The organism is Rummeliibacillus stabekisii (assembly GCF_007988965.1).
Lineage (GTDB): Bacteria > Bacillota > Bacilli > Bacillales_A > Planococcaceae > Rummeliibacillus > Rummeliibacillus stabekisii.
In genome coordinates, this window is record NZ_BJVD01000002.1 from 136,587 (window position 1) to 153,068 (window position 16,482).

At 35.3% G+C, this 16,482-nt stretch carries 16 protein-coding genes and 1 tRNA gene; 5 read left to right on the top strand and 12 right to left on the bottom strand.

The genetic code is table 11. From position 1 onward, the window contains the following. Window positions 1-13 precede the first annotated feature (13 nt). Window positions 14-400 (top strand): DUF1433 domain-containing protein, encoded by a 387-nt coding sequence (locus RST01_RS06410; RefSeq protein WP_147195308.1) that lies wholly within the window; start codon window positions 14-16, stop codon window positions 398-400. 683 nt (window positions 401-1,083) lie between these two features. Here RST01_RS06410 and RST01_RS06415 read toward each other — a convergent pair. Beyond that, on the bottom strand, window positions 1,084-2,253 hold the full coding sequence (locus RST01_RS06415) for an MDR family MFS transporter (RefSeq protein WP_147195310.1): 1,170 nt from the start codon (window positions 2,251-2,253) through the stop codon (window positions 1,084-1,086). Window positions 2,254-2,837: 584 nt separating this feature from the next. Between RST01_RS06415 and RST01_RS06420 the strand changes: the two genes are divergently transcribed. After that, window positions 2,838-2,990 (top strand): HNH endonuclease, encoded by a 153-nt coding sequence (locus RST01_RS06420; protein ID WP_147195697.1) that lies wholly within the window; start codon window positions 2,838-2,840, stop codon window positions 2,988-2,990. A gap of 39 nt (window positions 2,991-3,029) precedes the next feature. Beyond that, complete coding sequence (locus RST01_RS06425; protein WP_147195311.1) at window positions 3,030-3,854, top strand: nuclease-related domain-containing protein; 825 nt, start codon at window positions 3,030-3,032, stop codon at window positions 3,852-3,854. Between the two features lie 313 nt (window positions 3,855-4,167). Here RST01_RS06425 and RST01_RS06430 read toward each other — a convergent pair whose 3' ends face one another. Both RST01_RS06430 and RST01_RS06435 read right to left on the bottom strand, forming a co-directional pair. After that, window positions 4,168-4,464: a hypothetical protein gene (locus tag RST01_RS06430; protein WP_147195312.1), complete on the bottom strand. Its 297-nt coding sequence runs from the start codon at window positions 4,462-4,464 to the stop codon at window positions 4,168-4,170. 620 nt (window positions 4,465-5,084) lie between these two features. Continuing rightward, window positions 5,085-7,976 (bottom strand): hypothetical protein, encoded by a 2,892-nt coding sequence (locus RST01_RS06435; RefSeq protein WP_147195314.1) that lies wholly within the window; start codon window positions 7,974-7,976, stop codon window positions 5,085-5,087. A 1,001-nt stretch (window positions 7,977-8,977) separates the two neighbouring features. Between RST01_RS06435 and RST01_RS06440 the strand changes: the two genes are divergently transcribed. After that, window positions 8,978-9,484, top strand: coding sequence for a sigma-70 family RNA polymerase sigma factor (locus RST01_RS06440; RefSeq protein ID WP_244946673.1), 507 nt, complete (start codon window positions 8,978-8,980; stop codon window positions 9,482-9,484). Window positions 9,485-9,614: 130 nt separating this feature from the next. On the opposite strand, the gene RST01_RS15940 is transcribed toward RST01_RS06440, so the two are convergent. The 8 genes from RST01_RS15940 to RST01_RS06475 all read right to left on the bottom strand — a co-directional run bounded on the left by RST01_RS15940 (window position 9,615) and on the right by RST01_RS06475 (window position 15,371). After that, window positions 9,615-9,770, bottom strand: a complete 156-nt coding sequence (locus RST01_RS15940) for a YwzD family small protein (RefSeq protein ID WP_158512616.1) — start codon at window positions 9,768-9,770, stop codon at window positions 9,615-9,617. 361 nt (window positions 9,771-10,131) lie between these two features. Further along, the gene (locus RST01_RS06445) at window positions 10,132-10,737 is read right to left on the bottom strand and encodes an alpha/beta hydrolase (RefSeq protein ID WP_147195317.1); all 606 of its coding nucleotides are present in this window, start codon (window positions 10,735-10,737) and stop codon (window positions 10,132-10,134) included. Between the two features lie 40 nt (window positions 10,738-10,777). Continuing rightward, window positions 10,778-11,386, bottom strand: a complete 609-nt coding sequence (locus RST01_RS06450) for a flavin reductase family protein (RefSeq protein ID WP_147195319.1) — start codon at window positions 11,384-11,386, stop codon at window positions 10,778-10,780. Window positions 11,387-11,409: 23 nt separating this feature from the next. Next, on the bottom strand, window positions 11,410-12,348 hold the full coding sequence (locus RST01_RS06455; RefSeq protein ID WP_147195320.1) for a ring-cleaving dioxygenase: 939 nt from the start codon (window positions 12,346-12,348) through the stop codon (window positions 11,410-11,412). 21 nt (window positions 12,349-12,369) lie between these two features. Further along, on the bottom strand, window positions 12,370-12,990 hold the full coding sequence (locus RST01_RS06460) for a nitroreductase family protein (protein ID WP_147195322.1): 621 nt from the start codon (window positions 12,988-12,990) through the stop codon (window positions 12,370-12,372). A gap of 137 nt (window positions 12,991-13,127) precedes the next feature. Then, window positions 13,128-13,721 carry an NADPH-dependent FMN reductase gene (locus tag RST01_RS06465; RefSeq protein WP_147195324.1) on the bottom strand — a complete coding sequence of 198 codons (594 nt, stop codon included), beginning with the start codon at window positions 13,719-13,721 and terminating at the stop codon, window positions 13,128-13,130. A gap of 12 nt (window positions 13,722-13,733) precedes the next feature. After that, the gene (locus tag RST01_RS06470; RefSeq protein WP_147195325.1) at window positions 13,734-14,717 is read right to left on the bottom strand and encodes a ring-cleaving dioxygenase; all 984 of its coding nucleotides are present in this window, start codon (window positions 14,715-14,717) and stop codon (window positions 13,734-13,736) included. 126 nt (window positions 14,718-14,843) lie between these two features. After that, window positions 14,844-15,371 carry a YceI family protein gene (locus RST01_RS06475; RefSeq protein ID WP_147195327.1) on the bottom strand — a complete coding sequence of 176 codons (528 nt, stop codon included), beginning with the start codon at window positions 15,369-15,371 and terminating at the stop codon, window positions 14,844-14,846. Between the two features lie 341 nt (window positions 15,372-15,712). Here RST01_RS06475 and RST01_RS06480 point away from each other — a divergent pair, with 341 nt between their 5' ends. After that, complete coding sequence (locus RST01_RS06480; RefSeq protein WP_147195328.1) at window positions 15,713-16,105, top strand: hypothetical protein; 393 nt, start codon at window positions 15,713-15,715, stop codon at window positions 16,103-16,105. A 206-nt stretch (window positions 16,106-16,311) separates the two neighbouring features. Here RST01_RS06480 and RST01_RS06485 read toward each other — a convergent pair. After that, a tRNA-Cys gene (locus RST01_RS06485) sits at window positions 16,312-16,383 on the bottom strand. Window positions 16,384-16,482: the final 99 nt, after the last annotated feature.

The following is a 16,482-nucleotide window of genomic DNA, read 5'->3' on the forward strand; positions in this document are numbered from 1 at the left end:
GGGAGATTCGGCTATGAAAAAAATACATATCTATATCTTTATTTCAATAGTAATAATAGTCGGCGGTGGCTGGTTCTTTTTGTATTATCATGATAAACAACAGGAAAAAGAATGGTATTTTACCAAGCAGGAACAGAGAATAGAAAAATACCTTGAGTATAATGTTCCAAAATTTAAAATGGTCACTTTCACAGACAAAGGTACAGTTGCAACAGGCTTACCTTATATAAACGGTTATATTAACAATGACAAAAAATTATCTTTTACAGCACACGTGGAAACTAATGACCATAATTTTGAGAGCATCTTGGGAATGACTGATTCATTAAATGAATTAATGAATGTAGATATTAAAACCTATAGCGAAATTATAAAAGAGGAAAAAAATAATAAGAAATAAAATTTTATGTATTCTCATTAATTAGAGGCCATAGCTTCACACAAAATTTGTATGTAATAATTCCCATAGTCTTCTCACTTCCCTTTATATAATCTTATGTAATTATATTTCATTGAAAACTAATATTTTCAATACTTGCATCTTTCTTTTCTTGAAAAAGGTAAGATGCTTTTTGTTTAATAATGTAAAATGAATTTATCTTTGAGAAAACCGCCGATTAATCGAAAGAGATAAAACTTTGAAAAAGTATATAATTTTCATTATTTAAATGTGTTAGAAGTTTGTCGTGGAAAGATTTTTAGCAGAGAATTAATTAAATAGAAACTTCTAATTACTTTTTTACTTTTTATTTTTAATGTCTTACTAGCATTTTTTGCTTTATCCTTTGCTTAAACAGAAAGTGTCTCTTTGTTTTTTGATTTTCCTTGATTACTTACCTTGTTTTCGGCAACTTCTTTACCATAATACTGTCGTTTGCCTTACACCTGTCATTAGTCGTTTTCTAATATAAAAGCGCCGTTCCATTACTTTGGAACCGCGCCCGATTGTTCTTTAATTAAAGCCACTATAACTTGCTGTATAGGTATATTAAATAAGCAGTTTTACAGCATTAACAAATTGACTCTATACGGAATAAATCCCGGCAACGATTAGCTTTTGCAAGTTAATTCGTTAGTTCTTCATTAATCCCGCAACGCTTTTTTGTATATCCAAATACTACTTGCCATGACGAGTGCCAAAACAGTGTACATCCAGTCAACGGTAATAACTAAGAGCCATCCACCCAAAATTGGCCCAATAAAACCGCCAATATTTTTTAACTGAGCGGCTCCCAAATATAAGCCTTTCTGATCAGCTGGTGCAATTTCTTCAATAAGAGCATTCATCATTGGGAAGCAGAAAATCTCACCAATTGAGAAAATAATCATGCTCCCAATAAACATCCAATTATTTTCTGAAACGCCGAATAGGAGGAGTCCACATGAAAAAATAATGATGCCAATCTGTAATGACTTATAAATCGATATTTTCTCCGTTAATACGCTAAGTGGTAACTGTAATGCTAATACGGTAATTGAGTTAGCAACGATTACATAACTAAACAGCTTCACACCATCCTCCACCCTTAAATCGACAAGCTGTGGCAAGGTAGAATCAAATTGGGAATAGCCGAGAGAAATTAAGACACCACCCATAATTAATAGAAGTAATTTTTTATCTTTACCGATGGTCTTAAAGATTGCACCAAAATGACCTTTTGATTTTAATGTTTGTTGCTGGGATTGATAACGATTCAATACAAATAGCAAAAATACCCCATACATTGCATACATAAGCCCGGTTATCATAAATGGAATCGATGCATTTGCCATATTGGAAATCCAAACGCCTAGCAACGGTCCAATAACAGCAGCAATATTAATAGCTGTATAACGTACAGAAAATAGTCGACGTTTTTTATTATTCTCCGTAAAATCAACCATTAGTGCTTGTGTACCAGGCTCAAAAAATGACCGACATAAACCATTAACAGCATTCAGCACGACAAATATAGAGGTAGAGGTTGTAAAAGCAAAACCAAAAAAGGTTAAACTCCAAACAAATACTGTTATGATAATGACTGTTTTCCGTTCAAACCGATCTGTTAAATAGCCCCCAAAAAGTCCTCCAAAGGTAGAGAATAACGGACCTACTCCTAAAGTAAGTCCTATAATTAAGGGAGAGGCATGTAAGTGATTATGTAAATATAAAGCTAAAAATGGCATAGCCATAAAGCTTGCAGTCCGTGCAAATATGGTGCCGCATAATATAATCCATACTAACGGGTGAAAATAATGAATAATAGATTTCAAACATTTTACCTCCTTTCTAACAAAACATTACTTATCTATTTAAGATATACTATATCTTACTGAATAAGTACTGTTTTTTAGTTCTTATTTCTTAATTTGGTTTTAACAGAGTTTCAGGTAAAAATACAATCAATAATTCTATTTATTTCTTCCTTCACAAATTTTTGAATCATTTCCTCTGCAAAGGAACGTGGACAGTCAGTGATGAAAAATGTCTGCTTTTAAAGGTCCAAATAATATTTTTCCGTTATATTATCCTTGATGGATAATAGGCGGAGCCTGCTCCATTACAGCACCAGCTGCTGCCTTCACATTTTCCCCTAAGCTTTCCATTGATACAGCCCTTATTTTTAAAAAATATACCTCCTAATTAAATTGTTCAAATTTAATATTACTTCGTTGCTATCTGAATTCACGCAAATAATGCCCTATATAACGGTCAATTTATCTAGTTATTTTATCAGGAAAAATGTGTATTTTTAAGTATATAAATAGTAGAATATATTTACAAATGTTTTATTTTATAGGTTATATGGTTTACAAAAATCCATTAGTAAATTGATTAACACAACTAATTTGTAAATATTTGTTTAGGGAATTCACGCAAGAGACGCCCCCCCAATTTAGAAGTCCATCATATAAAGAGGCTAGCAGATGGAGAAGAAGATACAGTTGAAAATGCCATTGCGGTTTGTCCAAATTGTCATAGAGAGCTGCACTTTGGACACAGTAGATAAACACTATAGAAAAACATTATTCGAGAAAAGAGGGTCATCATGGTTTTCAGCTTTCTCTTTAATAAAAAGAAGCGTAGTAGTAAAGAAATTAATATTACCCCAAATCCAAAGTCTACCGAGAGTAATAAAAATAATCAGCAGTGGGCTAACCGAAAAGGAGAACTTGGCGAATATAAAATTACTATCCAATTAGACCAATTCCCTAAAAATTACTTGCATCATAGTGATTTACTTTTAAAAAATGATAAATCATCAACAGGTTACTCACAAATAGACCATGTTATCATTACACCATACGGAATATTTGTTATCGAAACAAAGAATTATCAAGGTACTATTTATGGGGGAAAGAATAGAAAAACGTGGTTAATTAACGGTAAATTTAAAATGATGAATCCATTATTACAAAACTATGGTCATATTCAAGCTTTAAAAAATAGCGTAAATGAAAAATACTACAACAACTTCATTTCAATAGTTTCATTTACAAAACGGTGTACATTAAAATTAGATGAAGAATTGAGAAAAATAAACTCTAACCAACTAGTAGTTTATGATATTGAACTGACCGAATTCATCAATAGAAAAATTGCCGTACTCAAATTACAAAATAAAGAGCCTTTTCTTTCAAATGAAGATGTTAATTTGATATACAACACTTTATCAAATGAAAATATTATAGATCCCTTAATTAGAAAGCAACACGTTGAGAATATTAAAATTAAAAAAGTCACAAATATCAATGACTATAAATGTTCCATCTGTCAAAAAACAGTTTCAGATAAAGTTCAGTCGTTTTGTTTATCTAATAAAAAGTTCGAGGGTAAGATTTATTGTCTTGAGCATCAAAAGGATTTTAATTAGCATAAATAATTAAAGTCATGATACAAACCAAAAATCTGATGTATTACTTCTTCTAACTTTAAACCTTTAAACCATACTTTATTCCCATTTTATAAAATCACCACTTCTGTTAGTATTTTACTTAAATTATTAAAATAGCCTTTGATCTCATACTATCATCCCTTCTAAAATGAAACTTACGACAGTTATATAATAATGTCGTGAGTTTTTTTGCATACAAAAATAGCCCATGCCTTCTGTCACATGAACTTGTCCTTTTATCATTCTGTTAATTTACTTTTGTCGTGAGATCTCGATTAGTTTTGTCGTGAGTTTACTCATTCTCTAATTGTACTTCTCCGTTTTTCACCCAAATTGTTTTGACATGGTTTTGGTTACTTTCATCGTAAACATCCATCATTAAGTATTCATTACGTTCTTTTGTCCAATAGTTAATCGCTGTTACCATGCAAACGTCTGGTAATACCTTAAACTCCTCTTCTGTAAAGAATTGTTCATCCATTTCCTCTCGGTAAAGTTCAATTGTTTCGTAACCAATGTTGTTTAATGTTACTTGTTCAGATGTCCTTAATGCCATGCCATTTAAAAATCGTTCGTAGCTGTATGTCATGTACTTATGCTCCTTTACTTGTAGGTTTCGTAGGCTATTACTTCATCATTCTTCTTCCACAGTTCAAACAAAACACCCGTTTCTTTACAGATGAAATATGCTTCCCAGTGATTACCTCTAATATCATCATATATACAAGTAAGCACTATTAATTAGCTTTAAGCTCCATTTATTTTTAATCACTTGCATGTACTGTTCAGACTGGATGCTTTAAATCAATGACCTCTAATGCTACATTAGATGCTTGTGGGTACACATAAAATATCTGTCTTAGTTGTTTAGAAATCCATTCCTTCACAAAAATCTCTTCCATTTGGATTCTCCTTTTCTATTAAAACCTTGAAATAGGCGTGTAAAGCGATTACTTAAAAGCCCTTACCTTTTTCGCTTTTTAAGTACTTGTATATTGCTATAAGAGCAATCATTCGCATTCCCTCCTAACGAAAAAAGCTCCCATATACGAATACATGAGAGCTAAAATTCAAAATTATAATATATATTTAAAAAGAGAATTAAAACGCTTTCTATGAAACAAAAAAACTCCCATCTTCCGAAGAAGATAGGAGTCTTTGTATCCGTTCGCCCAATAAGGTAAGGGGGTGGATTATCAAAAGTTATAATTAACGAGTAGTTGTAACTTTGATTTCAGCTTTTTGGTCATTACCTGCAGCATCTTCAACTTTATCAGCAGCTGCTACTGTTTCGATTGTTACAGCTTTAGTTAAATCGAAATTAACATTGTTAGTAACTGCAGCAACGATTACTGCATCTTTAGCATAATATTTGTTTGCACCGATTGCATCACCAGATTTAACTGTGTAAGCAGTTCCAGTTGCATCGTAGAATCCAGCTGTTGTAGCTGTTTTTGCATCATTAGCTTCAGGAGCAGACTCAGGTACGATTACATCACCTGCATTGAAGTAAGTGTAATCAGTGCCAATTTTATCTCCAGCTTTTACAGCATAAGCTTTACCTGTTTCATCATAGAATCCAGTTGCAGGAGCTTTTACTGCAGGAGTAGTAACAGCTTTTTGAGCTTCTACAATTATAGTTTTGCCAGTAACACTCTTAACTGTTAAGTTAGCAGTTACATCTTTTGCATCTTCTGTGAATTTGAATGCACCTTCAATGTCACTAGTAGATTTTAAGTTTTCATCATAAGTTAAAACGAATGTTTTACCATCTGCTAATAGTTGAGCAGATTGTAATTTAGGAGCAACATTATCTTTAACATCTACAGTACCTGCGTAAGATTTTAAAGTTTTCGTACCCGCAGTATTCTTAACGTTAGCTACTGTGAATACAGCTGCTTTATCGTCTTTTGCAATAGATTCTGCTGGTAATTTAATTGTAGCTACTTTTTGGTCTTTATCAAGAGTAATAGTAGTTCCAGTTGGAAGTGGTTTTCCACCTAATGTGTAGTTAGCTACATCAGTTGCTGATCCTGCTACTGCTCCACCTTTAACTGCTTCTTTGAATGTTACAGTAATAACATTATTAGTAGCAGATGGTAATTTAGTAGATTCTAATTCAAATTCAGTAGCTTGTTGACCTTGACCAAAGTCAATAGTGTAGTTAAATGCTGCTGATTTGTTACCAGCTTCTGATAGGTCAGTTACTAGGTCAGTTTTGAATGAGATAGCATATTGACCTGAAATAGCTACAGGAGTTGCTGTTTTAAATACTACTTTTTTATCTCCAGCTTTTACAGCTTGAGATTTGAAGTTTTCAAATGTAGTCTGATCAAGAACACCATTTGCATCAACGATTGAAGAAGCTGCATCATGTAATGATGAACCAGTTGTAACTGATCCTGCACTTAAACCTTCGCTAAAGTTAATTTCGATTGCTTCAACTTTACCGTCTTTATCTTTAAGTACGTTATAGCCTGTTGCTACTGGTTTAGCTGCATCTTTTGTTAAAGTTACTTTTTGTACAGAATCAGCTGTTTTGTTACCTAATTTATCTTCCATGTCTTTAGGTAAAACTACACTGAAAGTACGGCTATCTTTATTCGCAAAGATAGCATCTGATACAGCAATAGTGAATTGTGTATCGTTTGTATTAGCTACTGGAGTAATTGCTCCAATATTTACAGATGCAAGAGCTTCATCCTTAACTGTGATACCAGCTACTTTAGATACGTTCATTGGTTTATTAAATGTTACTAAAATTTCTTTATCATTTGCACCAGCTGATACTGTTGCTACTGGAGTAACTGCATCTACTGATACTGTAAATGTAGCTGTAGTTGACACAACTTTATTACCCGCTGCATCTTCTGCATTGATTACTTCAACAGTATGTGTTTTACCTGCTTCAAGGTTTAAGCCTGTTAATTCTAAAGTATCAGAAGTACCTGTGAATGCAGTTACTGCAGCATAATCTCCATCCACTTTAACTAATACAGTAGATTTTACTGGTTCTGATAATTCAACAGTCGCAGTTTTAGCTACAGTTCCGTTTGTTTTAGCTTCAACACTTACGATTGAAGGAGCTACTTTATCTTCATAAGTCATTTTACCTACGTATTTTTCAGTAGATACTTTATCGTCAGCTTTAGTTTTAATTGCATTAACTACTACAGTTGCATCTGTAACTTTAATAGCTTTAGTTGAAGTTAATGTTAATGTTTTACCATCTTCCGATAATTTTCCAGCAGAAAGTTCAACATCGCTAATTGTTACAACATTAGCTTTTTCAGCGTCAGTTTTGTCTACTGCTTTGTTAAATGTAACTTTAACAGTAGTACCGTTAATCGCTTCTACAGAGTTAACTTTAGCGCCAACTTCTACACCTTTTTCGATAGCAATTTCTTTGCCTTCGTACTCGTAAGTACCGTTAGCTAGATCAGCATCGAAGTAGAATTTATCTTCGTATTTTACTAGACCTTTATTTAAAGAAGAATCTTTAAATAGTTTGCCGCCAACTAGTGCAAGGCCTTCGTTTAAGCGACCTTCTTTATAAAGAACTGTACCTTCTTTAGCTGTTTTGTAGCCTGATTTTAATTTACCGTTGTAGAATAAAAGAGTTGCATTGTTAGCTGTTTTGTAGCCTGATTTTAGGTAACCGTTGTAGTAAAGTGATGGATCTTTATCTACATCACCGTATACTTCGTAACCTTTGTCTAAATGGCCATCTTTGTAAAGGCGCTCGCCGTTGCCAGCTGTTTTGTAGCCTTTTTTAAGTGAACCGTTAAAGAACAACAATTTATTGTTTCTTGCAGTTTTGTAACCTTCTTTTAATTTACCGTTGTAGTAAAGTTTGATTGTTTTACCTGAACCAACAGTTTTATAACCTTTTTTCAATTTACCATTGTAGTAAAGTTTAGATTTGAATACTACATAACCTTTAACAACTTTACCAGTTTTAGCGTTTACTAATTTACCGTTTGACACTTTGTACTTAGAAGCAGCTGATGCAGTAGTAGCACCAGGAACGACAGCAGCAGTTACTACTGAAGCACCAAGAGCTAGGGCAGCTGTAGTTTTTACTAGTTTAAAATTCTTCATGAATTGAAAATCCTCCCTTATTGGATATGATTAGCATTAAATCGCATTGATAGACTTATCAACTAACCATGCTTGTCCTTATTATCGACTATATCCTATCAATTTTCCACCTTTTTTTCTGTAAAAATATTGAACAAAAAAATGTTAATGTCAATTTAATATTAAAAATAACAAAAATGTGTGAAGAATATTCTAACAAATACATTTTTATATTATAAATGATGTTTTTTTACCAAAAATATATCATCATTGTAACTATAGTCTTATTTTATATACTTCTTATTAACAGTTATTTATTTTATTTTGTAGTTAATAGATAAAGTAATAATTTAATAGTAAAGTATAAAAATAACTTTTTAATTTAAAATTGGTTTATCTATAGATAAAATAGTTTAGTCTTTTATGAGTAACTTCCTTTATATATATACCATTTGTCTGGTACAAATATTATATCTCTATATCATTCCTTACTTTAGATATACCTAATCATATTTATAAACCCTCTCCCTATTAAAATATTATTCTATCGCATAGAAGTTTTTGGTGATTGACCTTTGTTTTATATACGTCATGATTTCCTGCTTCCTTACCCTATTTCAACCATTTTATAAGTTTCCTCAATCTGGCCACCCTGCTACATTATGCTCTGCAACTCAAAAAGATTCTCATTTCCACTAAACAATTCCGCTTTTATTTTAGAAAGAATAATTCATGCAATTCTTATTTTTATAAAACAATTTTACGATTATCCTTCTATTATTTTGATAAATTTTTATTATGGCAATGGAAGAATGTTTTAATTTATAAAGTAAAAAAATGATTTCTCTATTTTTCTTCTCACCAACTTAAAATAGTTCATTTTTGTCGTTTACGGCTTCCATTTGAATCGTTTGGAACCAGCAAACGACCTTTTTGGCGCGATTATTCGACAGAATAGCTTTTGTACCTCTTTCTGAAAACATTCTATTCTGAACTCACCTAGGAATAATTCGTTGTGCACAATGAGAATTGAGAAATCAAATATGTATCATTTTGAAGAAATACTGACAAGATTCGAGCCCATGATTTCAGCTGCCATCCGTAAATGTAAAATCTACAAAAATCATGAGCATTATCGTCAAACTGCTCGCATTGCTCTGTGGCAGGCGTGGCAAAAATACGACAGCAGACAAGGCGACTTTACCCCCTATGCTTATAGGTGCATTCATGGCAGTATACTAGATGAATTGAAACGAGAGATCCGCTATGAGACGCACTATCAGCCTGAAGAAGACTCCCAGCTGGAGATACACTTACCTATGGAGTTGGACAATGAAATTGCTAGTAAATTGGAAGGTTTATTGAATAATCTAGAGGAACAAGATCGGCAATTTCTCATAGATTACTATATAAGAGGGTTCGACTATGAAGAACTTTCGGTGAAGTATAGTACTAGCGTCGTTGCCTTAAAAAGGCGTCGTGGTCGGTTAATTAAACGAGTTCGAGAAAATAATACCGTTAAGATTTAAGGCATGAAAAAAGGCACCTTTGACGAGTTTGTTAAGGGTGCCTTTTATGTTGATCTGTTTATAGGGAGTTTTTGGTGTAAGTGCAATTGGCGAATTTTCGAAAAGTTGCTTGAAGTTATACTTGTTATCATTACCCTTGTGTATTTGCGACCCATAGAACGTCCTTCATTTTATCCGCTAGCTCTTGTACTAAATCTGAAGCAGAGAGTGTACCCTCTTCATTTCCTCTTTGATAACCGTATAATAGGATTTCTTTGAACTTCATTTGCATTTCTTCTTGTGACATCTGTCTTCCTCCTTTAGATTTTGTTCATAGAGAGGAGATACCCGATGTTTTGTATAGGTAAACTTTTTTTAGAAGATTTTTGTTGGAGTTTAATCATTGGTAGCAAAATCTGTGAGTTTTGCTAACGGATAGAAAGCGGGGACTTATTTTGTCTTTTTTCTTGAGTATACTTCTTCTTAGCGGCAGTAAATTGGATGAGAGTGTTAGTAAACGCCTCGTGAGCGGTTGTATTTCTCATAGGAACGACAGTAAATTTCAGATTGTCCCTTTTTCAATTTAATAAGCGCATGAAAAAAAGCCTTTAACCCCACTAAATGAATCTCGTTCATTTAATGAAGCTAAAGACTATATAAATAGGATTCTAACCTAACTTCAAATACCATTCCTTAGCACTTTCCACTTCACCCATTGTTAATTGATGACCTCTATTTTCCCAGTGAAGCTCAACGCTAGCATTGGCTTGTTGCAGTAGCTGTTGTAATTCTTTCGTCTCTTCAGGAGAGCAGATCGGGTCGTTTGTTCCGGCACCAATAAATACAGATTTTCCTGCTAGGTCTGGTAAAGCGATGCCTCTTCTCGGCACCATTGGGTGTAACAGGATGGCTCCTTTTAATGCATGTTGGTAGTGAAATAGCAGACTGGCTGCGATATTGGCTCCGTTTGAGTAACCGATGGCAATGATGTTATCTCGATCGAAGCCGTATTTTTCTGCTGCTTCATCCAGAAACTCATTTAGCTCTCTCGTGCGGAAGATTAAATCTTCTTCATCAAATACCCCTTCAGATAATCGGCGGAAGAACCTTGGCATGCCTTGTTCTAAGACATTCCCTCTAACGCTTAATACATTGGCTTCATCATCTATGACTCCTGCTAATGGCAGCAAATCAAGTTCGTTCCCACCTGTACCATGGAGCATTAAAAATGTTGGTTTATTTGGGTTGGTTCCTTTATTAAATATGTGCTTCATGTTGTAACCTCCTCTTGTGTTCTTTTTCTCATAACCAAAATTATTTTGGTCTTTCTATTTCAAACATCTCACCAATTTTAGCATAGGATTGGCCTGCCAATCTGCTAACGGCCGCTAATCCTCTAGGATTAATTCTTCCCTTTTCATAAATAGCCTCTTCTATATGAAATTGAACGACTTTACCAATAATCAGGTCACAGCCAGGCTCATCTGTGCCACCTAACTCTAAGGCTTGCTCCAGTACACATTCCATTCGGACCTTTGATTCTTTGATGCCCGGTACAGCAATCTTTGTACTTTCCACAGGCGTTAAGTTTGCTAGCTCTACTTCACTTTGTTCGGGTGGCAGGCTAGCTGCTGTAATATTAATCTTATCTACATTGTGTTCATCCACAATATGAACAACAAACTCGTTGGAACCCAAGATATTTCGAGCTGTGTCCTTCATTTTCCCGTCTGACCGTTGAATCGACAGAGATATCATAGGCGGATTGGATGAAACGATATTAAAGTAGCTAAATGGAGCCCCGTTCAGAACTCCATCTTGCGTACGGGTTGTAACAAATGCAACCGGCCTAGGGATAATGCTTCCTGTCAAAAATTTATAATTTTCTCTTTCAGCCATTGTTTCTGGGTCAATCGATCGCATCGCCATCATTCCTTTTATATGACTTAATCTAGCTCTCTCACTTCAATCGGAATTAATCTCCGCTCCATGCCTGCTCTATAAGGCTCAAACTGTTCAGGCAACATTAATTTTTCACCCATTGTTTCTGGTGATTCATCATGTGCGAATCCTGGAGGATCTGTCGCAATTTCAAACAAGATTTCGCCATGTTCTCTAAAGTAGATGGCATTAAAATAATTCCTATCTCGAACCGGTGTTACGCCATACCCGTGTTGTGAGATATATTTTTGCCAATCTAATTGGTCCTCGTTATCAGTAGCACGCCATGCAATGTGATGAACTGTTCCGACACCCATAATTCCACGGCCATTTGTTGTTAGTTTCAGGTCAATGACATTCCCGATATCAGCGCTAGAACGGAAACGAATATAGTCCCCCTCTTGCCCTACTACTTCAAGCCCCATGATTTCTTCGACTAACTTAGCTGTCTCGCTTGGATGTGTGGAATAAAGTGTAGCTCCGGCAAATCCTTTAATCGCAAATTGTGGTGTGATTTCTCCGGTAGTCCATGTATTTGTTTCCCCTGCTTCTCTTTCAACTAGCTCTAAGTGTAAGCCATGAGAATCATCAAATGCTAGGACTTCTTCTCCAAAGCGTTCCATCACTGTATATTGTACATTAAATTTAGCCAGTCTTTGTTTCCAAAAAGCCAAAGCCCCCTGTGGAATAGCATATGCTGTTCCCCCAACTTGTCCGTCACCAATTTCGCCCTGCTGCGCATTTGCCCAAGGAAAGAACGTAATGATAGTGCCTGGTTTTCCACCGTCATTGCCAAAATAAAGATGGTAAGTAGCCGGATCATCAAAATTGACTGTTTTTTTCACTAAGCGTAATCCTAATACACCTGCATAAAAATCTACGTTTTCTTGTGGGTGGCCTACAATGGCTGTAATGTGATGAATACCCATTGTTTTTTTGCTCATTTTACTCACTCCAATTCTTTATTAAACGATGGTGACGAACTCATTCACGGGCTTGCGATAGCCTCTTGGTTGTCTGCTCGCTACTTTTTCTTTTCCTAGTGTAATCATTAATGCTACCTCGTATTGATCACTGATATTCAGGATTTCTTTTACTTTATCCTCTTCAAATCCAATCATCGGGCAAGTGTCCCACCCTTTTTCCTTAGCTGCCAGCATAAAAAGCATAGAAGATAAGGAAGCATTTCTGATGGCTTCATCTCTCTGGAATGAAGGTCCTCTTGTCTCATACAGATCAACAGTACCTTCTACTGCAAAGTCATATTCTTGTTTATTTAATATACCCAGTATTAATAATCCTTCATTAATTTCTGCTGCTTTTTTATAGGCTTCTTTATCGCCCAACACCAAGATGACAGCTGATGCACTATGGACCTTATACTGCCCATTAGCGGCCTTTCTTATTTCTTCTTTCACCTCTTGGTCTGTCACGACTATATAATGCGTGTGTTGAAGGTTGAAAGCTGAGGGTCCGAGCTTTACTAGGCCAAATATTTCATCTAACTCTTCCTGTGAAATCTCATAATTCGGAAGAAAGTTGCTTGCCGACCGTCTTTCTTTTACCAACTGCGTGAATTCTGTCATCTCTATATCCCCTTATCTATCCCTTTTTTCATAACAACTGAGCACATCCATCAACTTGTTTGATGCGATTTGCTCAATTTTCATGATGTACATATACATGCGCAAGTCGCTGCGCATGTATATGAATGAAAGAAAGATTAACGAATAGTGAACAATGCTTTTGACCAAGGAACGACTTGATCTAACATTTGATTCACTGATTCTTCTTGAACAGCTTTTGGTTTAAAGTCTGTACCGTTTTCGAAATCTGTGAACAATGATAGCGCTGGGTGTACACGAACATCCGCTACAAGCAATTCACCTAAGATGCCACGTAGATGTTCTGCTGCACGAGCACCGCCAACTGAACCGTATGATACGATACCAGCTGCTTTGTTGTTCCATTCTTCGCGAAGGTAGTCTAGCGCATTTTTAAGTGAACCAGTAATTGAATGATTGTATTCTTGAACGATAAATACAAAACCATCTTGTGCTGCAACAGCTTCTGACCATGCAGCTGCACCTGATGCATCTCCGCCCGCTTCCCCTAGTAGTGGCAATTTGTAATCTGCAATATCAATGATTGTGTAGTTCGCGTCACCGCGTTTGTCTGCGATTTCTTTTACCCAAGCGCCTACTTGTGGACTTACACGTCCTTCACGAGTTGATCCTAAAATAATACCGATATTTACTTTTGTCATTGTTTCTTCCTCCTCTTGTTTTGTACCAAATAATTTAGACATAAATCCCATGATTTCACTTCCCTATAAATATTCCTTTTCAAATGTGCGAGTACTGCGCACTGTATCAATAGGTCTTACGATTTTTTCGATTTCTTCGCGTTTTGGCTCAAAGAATGGCGGCAATGATAGGTTTTCGCCAAGCGTTTCATATGGTTCATCCCCCATGAAGCCAGGACCATCTGTTGCTAATTCAAATAAAACGGAAGGGGCAGCATTTGTATAAAGAGAACCAAAATAGTAGCGTTCTACATAGCCGGTGTTTGGCAGTTTATATAACTCTAAACGTTGTTGCCAAGCATCCAAGTCAGCCCGGTCATTCACTCGGAATGCTGTGTGATGGACTGTGCCATAGCCTTGTCGAGCTTGAGGAAGCACGGTGTTCATTTCAACGATTACTTGAGCCCCGTTTCCCCCTTCACCCATTTCGAATAGTTTGAAGGAGCCTTCTTTAGCGACTTCTTTCATGAAGAATACTTCCTCTAACAGTTGTTTGAAGTAGTCAGCGAAAGAAGTTCGGACAAAAATAGGTCCTAATCCAGTAATCGCAAATTCAAGTGGCACAGGTCCATTTTGCCAAGGAGTCCCTGCTGGCACTCCCTCATTCAATTCATCTGATATGAGCTGATAATTCTGGTCGTCAAAATCGACGAATGATAAAGTCTTTTTGCCAAACTGCTCTTGGATTCCTGTATGTCTCACTTCAAATTTATCAAAGCGTTTTACCCAATACGCCAATGCCTCATCATTAGGAACCCGGAAAGATGTTTTAGAAATCTCATTTGTGCCATGCACCCCTTTTGGAATACCTGGAAAGTCAAAGAATGTCATATCTGTTCCTGGGCTGCCGACATCATCTGTGAAGTACAAATGATAGGTTTGGATATCATCTTGGTTCACTGTTTTTTTCACTAATCGAAGACCTAATACGTAAGTGAAGAAATCATATATTTTTTCTGCACTGCTTGTTATAGCTGTAACGTGATGTAGTCCTTTAAGTGCATCCATGAAATACCCCTCCCATAATTATCTTGAATTCGAGATATCGTTTTAAAAAAAATGCTTTTGAGCTTTTGTTTGGAAGATGATGCTGAACTTATATCAACTAAATTCAGCATCATACACAAGCTTTTATTATGCAGCTGGGTTAATTTCTAATTCCACTTTGATTTTGATGTCTTTACCTACTAGTACGCCACCTGTTTCTAGTGCTGCGTTCCAAGTTAAGTCGAATTCTTCACGGTTGATTTTTGTTTCCGCTTCGAATCCGTACACTTCTACGCCCCATGGGTTTGTACCTTTACCGCCGTATTCTACGTCGAATGTTACTGGTTTTGTTACGCCTTTGATTGTTAAATCACCAGTTACTTTGTAGTCATCGCCATCTTTTACGATGTTTGTAGATGTAAAGTCGATAGTTGGGTTGTTTTCTGCATCGAAGAAATCTGCTGATTTCAAATGATTGTCGCGATCTTCGCTGTTTGTGTTAATGCTTGCTACATCAAATTTGAATGCGATTGTTGCTGTTGTTAAATCTGTTAAATCTGCTGCTTCTACATCTGCAGTATAAGAATCAAATTGTCCTCTTACTTTTGAAACCATCATGTGTTTTACTTCAAAACCTACTGTTGAATGTGATTGATCTACTGTCCATTTTGCCATTTTAAATCTCCTCCATTGTATATAATCTGAAAATACTAACTGTCTCGAAATCGAGATATATATTAAAAAAATAATAGACTTAAAACAAATATCTTTAATTCGAGATAATCTTCTCATGAAATCAAACTCTTGTCAATACTGTTTTAAAAACTTTTTTAGATTAATTAAATTCAGCATAATTTAAACCTCGCAGCAACCTTTGTATAGGAAGAAATATAGTGAGAAATTGATTTTCACGGTACTTATTCGATATTAGATTGATTTTATAAATTCCTAAGCAAGGTTGTAAATCTTCCCCCTTAGCCTTCTTTATTACATGTAATTCAAAAAATTTCAGGAGGATGAAGAGTATGAAAAAAGATTACGATCAATTTAAAAAAGAGGAAATCAATAAAGAAGTATCCGCTCAAGGAATTCCAAAAGAGACAAACAGTGTTTCAGTTAACTATGACAGTCCTTTAGCTGGTTATATGCAGAGTGCACGTATTGATATTCTAGGTGGCGTCGCAAAAGTTACCGCTACAAATACAGGAAATAATGATCTCAAAGTTTCCATACTATCGTATAAGTTTGCAATGAAGGTTGTGAAATCTTGGACAGTAAAACCGGGTGCTACATTAAATACTGGAGAATTTAGTATTACTGGTGACACTTACGCTTTAAGAGTGGGAAGGGCGAGCGATTCCTACCCAACAACCGGGAGAGGTACTCTATATGGTATAACTTACCTCTAAGAAGGCATAAAATTTTTTAAAAACCGTATGTAATCAACTGTAAAAAGTTTGATTACATGCGGCTTTTTATTTATATTATAAAGGCTTTTTGATTAGAACAATCTTCAAGTTGAATTCAAAAAAGCAGCCCTGAAGGACAGGACCGCCTTTTTCATTAATATTTGACACTCATAAAATCTTCTTGAAATTATAGGATTTATTCATAAAGGTGATACACGGAATCGAACCGTGGTGTAAAGGTTTTGCAGACCTTCGCCTTACCTCTTGGCTATATCACCATTCTTACTTACCTTATATAAAGAAACGCATATCACCTTAATCACAACCATAATTTTAAGAAACATAAAGAAATGGATCACCCATTACCATCAAACTAT